Here is a 9,839-nt window from a genome sequence, read left to right as displayed (position 1 = left end):
TTTTCTGACCAATATTTACTTTTTTACTCCTATATTATGACGATTCATGGGTTGACCGCTTATAGCCTAGCAATAACCAATACAGAACGAAAAGATATTCAAGATTATTTCTTTGAATGTACAGTAACAGCTAAAGAATTGTTTCAAGAAATCATGGCATTGTCTAAAACGCATCCCAATTTCTCAAGTGTACCTGGTATACCTTCGTCTTCGGGAAGGGAATTCATTGAATCTACAGGAATCGTTTCTAACTTAATTGGTGACAAAAGGCCACTCAATAGTTCAGAACTTAGTACAATTTTCTTTAATTCAAAGAAAACAGGATTTGTTTTGTCGCTAAGTCTAGCTTTCAGTCAGGTGGCGAAGCTGGAAGAAGTACGTAATTTTATGCAGAAAAATGTTAAATTAGCAGAGAAAGATGTACAAAGTTTTGACTCTATATTACAACAAGAACACTTGCCAATTCCTGAAAGATGGGATGCTGAAATTACAGAGGCCACAGTAAGTCCATTTTCAGACAAATTGCTTATGTTTCACGCAGCATTTTTAGTCAATGCGGCTCTTTCTTACTACGGGGCTGCATTAGGTTCCAGCTATCGCTCGGATATTATTTTAAATTACTATTCCGTATTTAATCATGCCATGGAGGCAGGGATGATGTGTTATAAAATTATGGTTAAACATGGGTGGATGGAGAAACAACCAGAAGCTATTGATAGACAATCATTGTCTAAGGGTTCGAAGAAATAAACGAAAATATCTATTGTAAAAAGGCGAATCTTAATAAAAGATCGCCTTTTTTGATGGGAACTATTCCTCTGTGGGATGAAACGGTCATAAATGTGCTTTTCGATAGTTTTTTAAATAAATTACTCTGTAGCAAATTTTAGATTTGTAGAAACCTCTGAAAAAATAAAATGTGTGACCGTCTGTGCTAATGGGCTGACAGTATCAATAAATTCTTCCGCTTTAGCAAAAGTTTCAAAGTTCATTTTCAGCATATAACAAGCATTTCCAGCAATACGGTAACAAAATTCTACGTTTGGAAGTTTTTCAATATACCTTTTAAAGGATTGATAATCCCCATTTTTAACCGTTGCCTCTATAATGCATTGAATAGGGAGACCTATTGCCCCATAATCAATTTCTAATGTGTATTTTTTTATTAATTCAAATGATTCCATCTGTCTAACTCGCTCCGTTACAGATGGGGATGATAAATTAATCCTTCGTCCTAGTTCACTCATTGATAAACGACTATTATTGTGTAATTCATCTATTATTTTTTTATCAATCTCATCAATTTTCATTTTTAATGTAAACACTCCATTTTTATTAAATTTTATACATTTTAACTCATTTTATGTTAGATATTTAATTTAAAATAGTAGTTTTGTTTTTTATAATTAATATATCAAGGAGGTGCTTTTATGGCAAGGATTGTAGAATCTAATTTGGGGGAAACTCCCTTTCAAAGATTGTTAGGACATAATCAAGAGGTAATGGAGGCATGGGTATCCTTAGGAGAAGTGTTAGAAAAGGATGGATTGCTTTCTGCTGCATTAAAGGAGCAAGTCAGACGAACATTAGCACAAGGCAATGGTTGTGAGTATTGTAAGGCGAAAGGAAAACCTGAGCCGGACCAGTTTAATGAAAAAATAGCTATGGCAGTTGGCTTTGCTGAAGTATTTTTAAAAATGAGGGGACAAATCGAGGAGTCAACATTTAAAATATTAAGAGAATGTTTCAGTGAAGAGGAAATAAGTGAACTATGTGCATTTATTGCCTTTAGTAGTGCTTCACAGTATTTTGGTGCAATGATGAAATTAGAAGCTGTTTAGACGTAGTCTTTAATGAATGAGAAAGGGACCGAATCAGTCCCTTTCTTTCTTTATATTATGGACAATTGAAAAGAAAATTGACTAGTAAATATATCAATTATATAATTTGGTTGGTCAACCAATTAAAAGAGGTGGGATTATGAGTAAGGAAAATAAGAAACAGCGCATAATTGAAGCAGCTTATATCGTTTTTGCTAAAAAGGGCTATATAAATGCTTCAATTAAAGATATTGCTAATGAAGCAAATGTAGCTCCGGGGTTAGTGCATTATTATTTTGAAAATAAATTAGAGGTGCTGATCTCTGTTCAAAAGCATGTTCAAGCGAAGTATCATCAACTGTATAAAAATGAAGATGTGAATTCCTTATCACTGCATAAAGCTTTAGAAGAGATAAAAACAAGGGCAGAAACAGACCCAGACTGGTATAAGTGGCGTTACGAAATTTATTCACTTGGACTAAAGAGTAACGAACTGCAAATAGAAGCAGCAAAGATTTTGAAAGATGGGAGAGATAGTTTATCTGCACCGATAAAAAAACTTGGCAAAAGTAATAGAGATCCTGAAATGTTTGCAAGTATACTTTTAGCTTGTTTTGATGGTCTGGCTCTTCAAAAGATTATCGATCCAACCTTTGATTCGGGTAAAGCCTATCAATTACTAGAAGATTTATTTGAGGTCTATTTGGAGAAATAGACTTCAAATTTTTTAGGATTAAATTGGTTGGTTAACCAAACAACATCAAATAAAGAGGAGATAGACAATGAAAAAATTTATTTTCGCATTCGTATGTTTCATTCTTATTTTTCCCATACAAATAAATGCAGACAGTCAAGAACAAATTAATTTAATTGAAACGTATATGGAACAAGCTTTAGATGAGTATCAAATTCCAGGTGCCTCGCTCGCAATTGTTCGAGAAGGAAATCTTTTGTTTCAAAAAAGCTGGGGAGTCCAGGGAAATGGTAAACCTGTAACAGAAGACACGCTGTTTACAATAGGTTCAGTTAGTAAACCTTTAACCAGTCTTGCCATTATGAGGTTAGTGGAGAAAAAAATGATTGACCTTGATCAGGAAGTAAATCACTATCTCCCCTCCTTTCATTACAATCTAAATGGGTTTGATAAAAATATTACTATTAGAGACTTACTTTCTCATACGAGTGGAATTAGTTCTTATGAAGGGTTAAAAATAGCAGATCAAAATTTAAGAGGGGAAAAAGCCATTAGTGAATCGGTAAAGAAACTAAATAATGTAAAACTTAATTATGAACCCGGTTCAGTTCATCAATATAGTGCGGCAAATTATCTGCTTTTAGGAAGAATTATAGAAAAAATTACAGGTGAGACATTTTCTGAATTTATGGATAGCGAAATCTATACGAGTCTTGGTATGAATCGTACCGTATCCACTTTTGAAGAAGCTTCAAAACTTGGTTATCAACCGGGATATCATTCATTCTTTGGAAATCCAATAAAAAGTAAAATTACTTATGATGACAGTGGTGCTCCGTATGGATATACTGCATCCTCCACTGATGATATGGCCAAGTTTTTATTATTCATGTTAAATAATGAGGATCTATTATCAAAAGAATTATTTAACGAGTACATATCTCCTCAAGTTCATAGAAAAGATGAGATGTATTATGGTCTAGGATGGAGAATTTCTACTGACGATAAGGATCCTTATATTTTTCATGGGGGAGAAACACCTGATTCAAGAGCTGAATTGTTTATAAATCATAAGAATGATTATGGATTTATTTTGCTGACGAATAAGAATGATTTTACTGAAGTGATGTTCACTCTTTCTATGAGAGAAGGAATTAAAACAATCATGGAAAAGGGACAGATGCCTGAATTAGTTAAGATGAATTATCAAATGCAATGGATACCATTGTTAGTAACGATTCTGTTCGTCTTATGTGGAACTTGGAGCTTGAATCGTTTGAAGAAAAAAACTAACTTTCAATATATGTATTGGAATATAGCTGGATTTTTCCTTCTTATTTGCTCATTTGTTTTAATACCAATAGTCGCCTATTTATTTGATGCTCCCTGGCATACCATTTATCATTATTCATTCATAACGGCAATTTTTATTTTAAGTTCCGTTGGGGTTCTTGCTATTTATGGATTCTTAATGATTGTAATGGCATACAAGAGGAAACAAGAAATGAAAGTAACTAATTCTTGTTACACTTGAGATTTCATGATGCTAAAACTTTGATTTGGAGAAAGAGATACCTTTAAACGAGAGGGTTTCATTTTTGCCGGTTTCTTGAAAAGGAATAATTTTATCAAGAGATTTAGAAAGATTGATTGAATTTTCTATTAAACAATGCAGAGTCAGCTATTCTTCGTCAAGGAGGATGGCTTTTCTTTATTTTAATGCAGCTTTTACTAAATGAGTATATCTATGAAACAAGGAATCATCATTAGATGAAGAGAATATTTAAATTTAATTTTGGAGGGGAGTAGAAAATGAGACAAATTATCGCGCTTGGTGGCGGGGGATTCTCTATGGAACCAGAGAATCCATTGCTAGATTTATATATTTTAAATCAGTCTTGTAAAATAAAGCCAAATATCTGTTATGTACCTACTGCAACTGGAGACTCAGAAGTTAGTATAAAAAGGTTTTATGAGTTTTTTGAAAAACAAAAGTGCCAGCCTTCACATCTGTCCTTATTTAAACCACCTACAAGAGATATAGAGGGGTTTGTATTAGAAAAAGATATCATTTATGTTGGTGGCGGAAATACAAAGAATTTATTAGCTTTATGGAAAGAATGGGGATTGGATAAGATTTTGAGAAAGGCATGGGAGCAAGGTATTGTGTTAGCTGGTATCAGTGCAGGTTCTATCTGCTGGTTTGAAGAAGGAGTTACTGATTCCTATGGGGATAAGCTTGAACCTTTAACATGCTTAGGATTTTTAAAAGGCAGTAATTGCCCGCATTACGATGGTGAAAAGGATAGAAGACCTTCTTATCACGAACTTTTGACCGCAAATATAATTAAACCTGGATTAGCAGCAGATGATGGTGTAGCCATTCATTATATAGAGGACGAGGTTAACAAAATAGTAAGTTCAAGGCCCAATGCTAAGGCATATAAAGTTTACTTTGATAAGCAAATCAAAGAAATTGAACTTGAAACGGAATACTTAGGTTCAAAATAAATAAACAATCGGGTGTGAATTTTCAAGAGTGAAGATCGCTTTTTAGGAAAATCAAGTAAGGAAGCAGCTGAAGGAAAAGGAGAGGTTAGGGATGGAAAAGGAGTTAGAAAATGCTATTCTTTTACGGAAGAATGGGCATTACAAAGAATCAAACGAAATACTTGTAAAATTGGCAGAGGCATTTCCAGAGGATGCGACAATTAATTATCAATGTGCTTGGAGTTTTGACTTGTTAGGAGAAGAAGGGAAAGCCGTTCCATTCTATGAAAATGCAATCAAGTTAGGGCTATCTTCAAAGGAGCTGGAAGGAGCTTTATTGGGATTAGGAAGTACATATCGCACATTAGGAGAATATGAAAAATCAGAAGTTACCTTTCTAAAAGGGATTGAATTATTCCCTAATAATAAAGCCATTCAAACGTTTTATTCAATGACATTATATAATTTGAATCAACATAGTAAAGCGATGGAACTGTTACTAAAATGTTTAATAGATACAACAAACAATCCTGAAATTATTAGCTATAAAAAAGCAATTGATTTCTATTCGGATAAATTAGATGAAATTTGGTAATAGGCATGAAATGATATACATTAAAAATGAGTTTCTTTAAAAATTATTAAACAACCCTTGATCCAAGGGTTGTTTAATGTCATAAGAATGATTATTGGTTTCTTGAATGTTCCGCGCTATCAGGGTATGGTTGGCCATAGCCTTCTAAATGGTCTGCATGTTTTCTGTGGTATTCGGTTCCTGAGCCTTGTTTATGATCAGGTGATTTGCCTTTTTGATTTCTGTCCCCTCTTATTTGATGTGACAATTTGTATCACCTCCTAAACACTTCATTAGAATAGAATGCTCCTAATACATTGAAGTATTCCTGAATGATACAAAGAGTTAGTTAAGTCATTCATAGTAGAAATTTAATGAGTTGGACTAAGTTTTTATCCAATACTAACTTAAGCTCTCAACCTCGACACTCTTAACCCCTTTTAAATTAGAAACACTATAATAAACATCAGTAATACTTTTTTTCTGATTCACAGTTACGATCAGCTGAATGAGATGCTTCTTCTCTTCCAAATCTTTAATTCGTACTCGTTTAATAGATATTTTTAATTCCTTGATGGAGGATAAAATATTTTCAATACTTTCTTTATCCGTTACTTTAAGATGAAGGGTAATTTCTTTTTCTCTTAACTTTCTTGGACCAACAAGTGTGATAATAAATGGAATAAATTCTACACTAATAATTAATAAGGCAACTCCGGCCATTGCTTCGATATAGAAGCCGGCACCAACAGCAATGCCAATCCCTGCTGCCCCCCATATTAATGCCGCAGTGGTAAGGCCAGAGATGCTGTCATTTCCTCTTCTTAAAATGACTCCAGCTCCTAAAAAACCTATTCCTGATACAATTTGTGCAGCGAGTCGCAGCGGATCCATTGTAATGTTGATTCCCTCTTTTCCAGGAAACGCATATGCTGACTCGATTGATACAATTGTCAACAAACAGCTTACAATGGAGATAACAAGACTTGTTTTTAATCCTACAGGTTTTCTTTTTAGTTCGCGTTCAATGCCAATAACGAGTCCAAGAAAAGCGGATATCCCTAATTTAATTAAAATTTCCAGTTCTAAATTACTCATGATAACCCCGCTTTTAAAGTATTTTGAAAAGGCAAGATATGGCGTATCGGTAGTTGATACTTTCCATTGTACCACTTAATGTAAATGGTTTAATGAAATAGAGTTACGTATTGATATTTAAATAAATCATAGAAAAAAGTATTTGGAAGATATAAAATAGAATATAATTTATAGCAATATGAAACAAGGAGAATACAAAATGTCAGGAACAAAAGTAAATCCTTATGCGGTTTTGGCAATAGGGGTCATATCCGTTTCTACTTCGGCTATCCTCGTTAAAGTATCAACTGCTCCATCTGGAGTAATTGCGTTTTACCGGATGTTTTTTTCTGTTCTATTTATGTTACCGGTATTCCTAATAAAATATGTTCCCGAGCTGCGTCTTATTACAAGACGGGATTGGATCTTCTCAATCGTTGCGGGCGTTTTCTTAGCTTTTCATTTTATTCTTTGGTTTGAATCATTAAATTACACATCAGTTGCAAGTTCGACGGTTTTGGTGACATTGCAGCCGCTATTTGCTTTTATAGGGACTTACTTTTTCTTTAAAGAAAAGTTTTCTTGGAAAGCAATTTTGAGCGGACTAGTTGCAGTTATCGGCAGTGTCATTATAAGCTGGGGAGATTTTAAAATTAGCGGATCTGCCCTTTTTGGCGATTTCCTGGCTTTAATTGCTTGTGCATTAGTAACAGCGTATTTAATGTTTGGCCAATCTGTAAGGAAGCGATTATCATTAGTTACATATACATTTGTCGTTTACAGCATTAGCGCCATTACACTTCTAATTTATGTTGTAATTAGACAAGAACCTTTAGTTCCATATGCTACGAGTGATTGGGTCTATTTTATTCTATTAGCGCTTGTTCCTAATTTACTTGGCCATACATTATTTAATTGGTCTTTAAAATGGCTAAGTACATCAACGATTTCAATGGCCATATTGTTTGAGCCAGTTGGCGCAGCGATTTTAGCTTATTACTTATTACAAGAGAATGTTGTTTGGACACAGGCTCTAGGAGGAGCCATTGTTATTGGCGGAGTTTCATTATTTTTAATAGATGAGCGAAGAGTACGAATGAAGGAAATGAAGAAAAAAGTGATTGGGGAGTAAAAGATGGGAATTGAATCAGCTTTTATAGATTTTCCTTTGCTAGAGACCGATAGACTATTACTACGTGAAATTCATTTACGTGACGCACCCCATATGTACAGTTATTTTTCAAAAGGCGAAGTGACAAAATACTATAATTTAGAACCGTTTACTTCTGAAAAACAAGCAGAGGATCTTATTCATAGGTTTCATCAAAGATATTCAGAACGAAAACAGATTCGCTGGGCGATCACATTACGGGAGAATGATCAGTTAATTGGGACGTGCGGGTTTCATGCAATTGAAGAGAAGCATTACAAAGCAGAAATTGGTTATGAACTGCACCCAAGCTTTTGGGCAAAAGGAATAATGACTGAAGCGATTGAAGCAGTTATTCACTATGGGTTCGATCATATGCTGCTTAATAGAATAGAAGCCTTCTATGATCCAAGGAATGGATCGTCTGGGAGAGTCCTGGAGAAAAATGGTTTTGTATTTGAAGGAATATTAAAAAAGCGGTATTTGAAAAAAGGGGAATTTGTAGATGCTGCTATTGCTGCGGTTTTAAAAGAAAATATACGTTAGATATTTAATGTAAATGAGTAAAGCTTGAGGGAATCCTGTTATCCTCAAGCTTTTTTAGCTGGCATTATATAAAAACATGTGTAAGACCGGAAAATATGAATGCAGCTGTTACCGATAATATGAAAGTTCCTCCATATACCTTTCCTTCTGTGTTAGCTATTTTCAATCCTTCTATATATGAATAGGAGAATAAAAATACTGCCATAATCACCGACATATAGAGTGCGGTTGTTTCCAGCAGGAATCACACCTTTCTAAAAAGATAGAGTTAGTAGATCATATGCATGAACTTTTATTCCTATACCTTTCTAGCATAAGTAAAAGAATGAGGATAGCTGATTCTTTTACTATGTAAAAATAAATCTGCGTTCTGATTAATGGAACAAGTCTTTATATACGAAGTTAAACCTGTCAGGAAAATGGAGCAGACCTATATTTACACGTTGGGGTGTCGTTTATGCAATAAATAAATGGTCGGTTTGATCATTGATCAATTCTTTATGTACGAAGTAATAATCGGCGCAGGGGAATTAAGCAGACCGACAGTTTTATACTTGATTGTCAGCAGCAGCTCACAGCTGTTTTTTTGTGGATAAACCGGATAATACTATCCACAGCTTGTGGATAAAGCGGTGGATTACTTTTCTTTACGTATTTTTGCTGTTAATAAGTTTGTGAATATACATGCAGAGCAACTTCAACTCGCTGAATATCATTAATCAATTTTTAGGAGATGAAAAGTTAAAATTCATTCGGATATGCTGCAGCCTTCTTAAGTAACTCTTCTTTTAAAATGCATGCATTGTTATGAAGTGGATCCTTTGCAGCATAAAGTAGAGTAATTTTTTTCGATAAAGCGATTTGATAGATCTTTTCAAAGGATTGGGACTTGATAGGATCTGTTTTAAGTTCTTCGAGATACTTGTTTCGGAATTCTTCATATAATTCTATTTTATGACCGAACCATTTTCGAAGTTCATGGCTCGGTGCTAATTCTTTTGCCCACAATGCCAATTTTGCATCCTCTTTAGAAAAGCCTCTTGGCCATAGACGGTCGACTAAGATACGACAGCCATCCATTTGATCATAGGGTTCATAAATTCTTTTCAATAAAATCTCAGCCATAACTTACCTCCTGAATTTATAGAAAATAGGCGATTGTGTGTATTACATTTAATATACATGAAGCAGGAACAGAAGGTTTAATTATTCTTTTGATAAAGAGGGAGGAAAAAACAAAAAAATTATATTGCAAACATTTTTTGTACATGTTATATTAGTTCTCGTCCTTATAAAACAATATGATTTGCAGATGAAATAGTTCGAAAAAAGTTATTGACTAAAAATAAGGACTTGTGATATATTAATAAAGTCGCTTCTATGCGGCAGGTTAAAAATACCAATATTGCTCTTTGAAAACTGAACGAACAAAAAACGTCAACGTTAATTCAAGTTTTAAACTTAAGAGCTAATCTTACTCTTTATTGG

Annotated in this window: 12 protein-coding genes; 8 read left to right on the top strand and 4 right to left on the bottom strand. The window is 34.0% G+C overall.

Features of this window, described 5'->3' with window-relative positions; all coding sequences use genetic code 11:
• Window positions 1-750: DUF3231 family protein (locus tag RUH74_RS23705; protein ID WP_313805222.1), on the top strand; the 750-nt coding region annotated here is incomplete at its 5' end.
• Between the two features lie 119 nt (window positions 751-869).
• On the opposite strand, the gene RUH74_RS23700 is transcribed toward RUH74_RS23705, so the two are convergent.
• Entirely contained in the window at window positions 870-1,310 is a 441-nt protein-coding gene (locus RUH74_RS23700; RefSeq protein ID WP_313805219.1) for an Lrp/AsnC family transcriptional regulator, read from the bottom strand.
• 120 nt (window positions 1,311-1,430) lie between these two features.
• Between RUH74_RS23700 and RUH74_RS23695 the strand changes: the two genes are divergently transcribed.
• The 5 genes from RUH74_RS23695 to RUH74_RS23675 all read left to right on the top strand — a co-directional run bounded on the left by RUH74_RS23695 (window position 1,431) and on the right by RUH74_RS23675 (window position 5,599).
• The gene (locus RUH74_RS23695; RefSeq protein ID WP_313805216.1) at window positions 1,431-1,841 is read left to right on the top strand and encodes a carboxymuconolactone decarboxylase family protein; all 411 of its coding nucleotides are present in this window, start codon (window positions 1,431-1,433) and stop codon (window positions 1,839-1,841) included.
• A gap of 139 nt (window positions 1,842-1,980) precedes the next feature.
• Window positions 1,981-2,535: a TetR/AcrR family transcriptional regulator gene (locus RUH74_RS23690; protein WP_313805213.1), complete on the top strand. Its 555-nt coding sequence runs from the start codon at window positions 1,981-1,983 to the stop codon at window positions 2,533-2,535.
• Between the two features lie 67 nt (window positions 2,536-2,602).
• Window positions 2,603-4,048 carry a serine hydrolase domain-containing protein gene (locus RUH74_RS23685; RefSeq protein WP_313805210.1) on the top strand — a complete coding sequence of 482 codons (1,446 nt, stop codon included), beginning with the start codon at window positions 2,603-2,605 and terminating at the stop codon, window positions 4,046-4,048.
• Between the two features lie 278 nt (window positions 4,049-4,326).
• Complete coding sequence (locus tag RUH74_RS23680; protein WP_313805207.1) at window positions 4,327-5,025, top strand: Type 1 glutamine amidotransferase-like domain-containing protein; 699 nt, start codon at window positions 4,327-4,329, stop codon at window positions 5,023-5,025.
• A gap of 91 nt (window positions 5,026-5,116) precedes the next feature.
• On the top strand, window positions 5,117-5,599 hold the full coding sequence (locus RUH74_RS23675; RefSeq protein WP_313805204.1) for a tetratricopeptide repeat protein: 483 nt from the start codon (window positions 5,117-5,119) through the stop codon (window positions 5,597-5,599).
• Window positions 5,600-5,690: 91 nt separating this feature from the next.
• On the opposite strand, the gene RUH74_RS23670 is transcribed toward RUH74_RS23675, so the two are convergent.
• On the bottom strand, window positions 5,691-5,846 hold the full coding sequence (locus tag RUH74_RS23670; protein WP_313805201.1) for a hypothetical protein: 156 nt from the start codon (window positions 5,844-5,846) through the stop codon (window positions 5,691-5,693).
• 134 nt (window positions 5,847-5,980) lie between these two features.
• Window positions 5,981-6,676, bottom strand: coding sequence for an MgtC/SapB family protein (locus tag RUH74_RS23665; protein ID WP_313805198.1), 696 nt, complete (start codon window positions 6,674-6,676; stop codon window positions 5,981-5,983).
• Window positions 6,677-6,875: 199 nt separating this feature from the next.
• Between RUH74_RS23665 and RUH74_RS23660 the strand changes: the two genes are divergently transcribed.
• Window positions 6,876-7,787: a DMT family transporter gene (locus RUH74_RS23660; protein ID WP_313805195.1), complete on the top strand. Its 912-nt coding sequence runs from the start codon at window positions 6,876-6,878 to the stop codon at window positions 7,785-7,787.
• A 3-nt stretch (window positions 7,788-7,790) separates the two neighbouring features.
• The gene (locus tag RUH74_RS23655) at window positions 7,791-8,351 is read left to right on the top strand and encodes a GNAT family N-acetyltransferase (RefSeq protein WP_313805192.1); all 561 of its coding nucleotides are present in this window, start codon (window positions 7,791-7,793) and stop codon (window positions 8,349-8,351) included.
• A gap of 741 nt (window positions 8,352-9,092) precedes the next feature.
• Here the strand turns inward: RUH74_RS23655 and RUH74_RS23650 are convergent.
• Window positions 9,093-9,476, bottom strand: a complete 384-nt coding sequence (locus RUH74_RS23650; RefSeq protein WP_313805189.1) for a DUF488 domain-containing protein — start codon at window positions 9,474-9,476, stop codon at window positions 9,093-9,095.
• Between the last annotated feature and the right edge of the window lie 363 nt (window positions 9,477-9,839).

It is taken from the genome of Cytobacillus sp. (assembly GCF_032154635.1).
Lineage (GTDB): Bacteria > Bacillota > Bacilli > Bacillales > Cytobacillaceae > Cytobacillus.
Note: the sequence above shows the minus strand (reverse complement) of the source record. Positions and strands in the feature narration are given on the sequence as shown.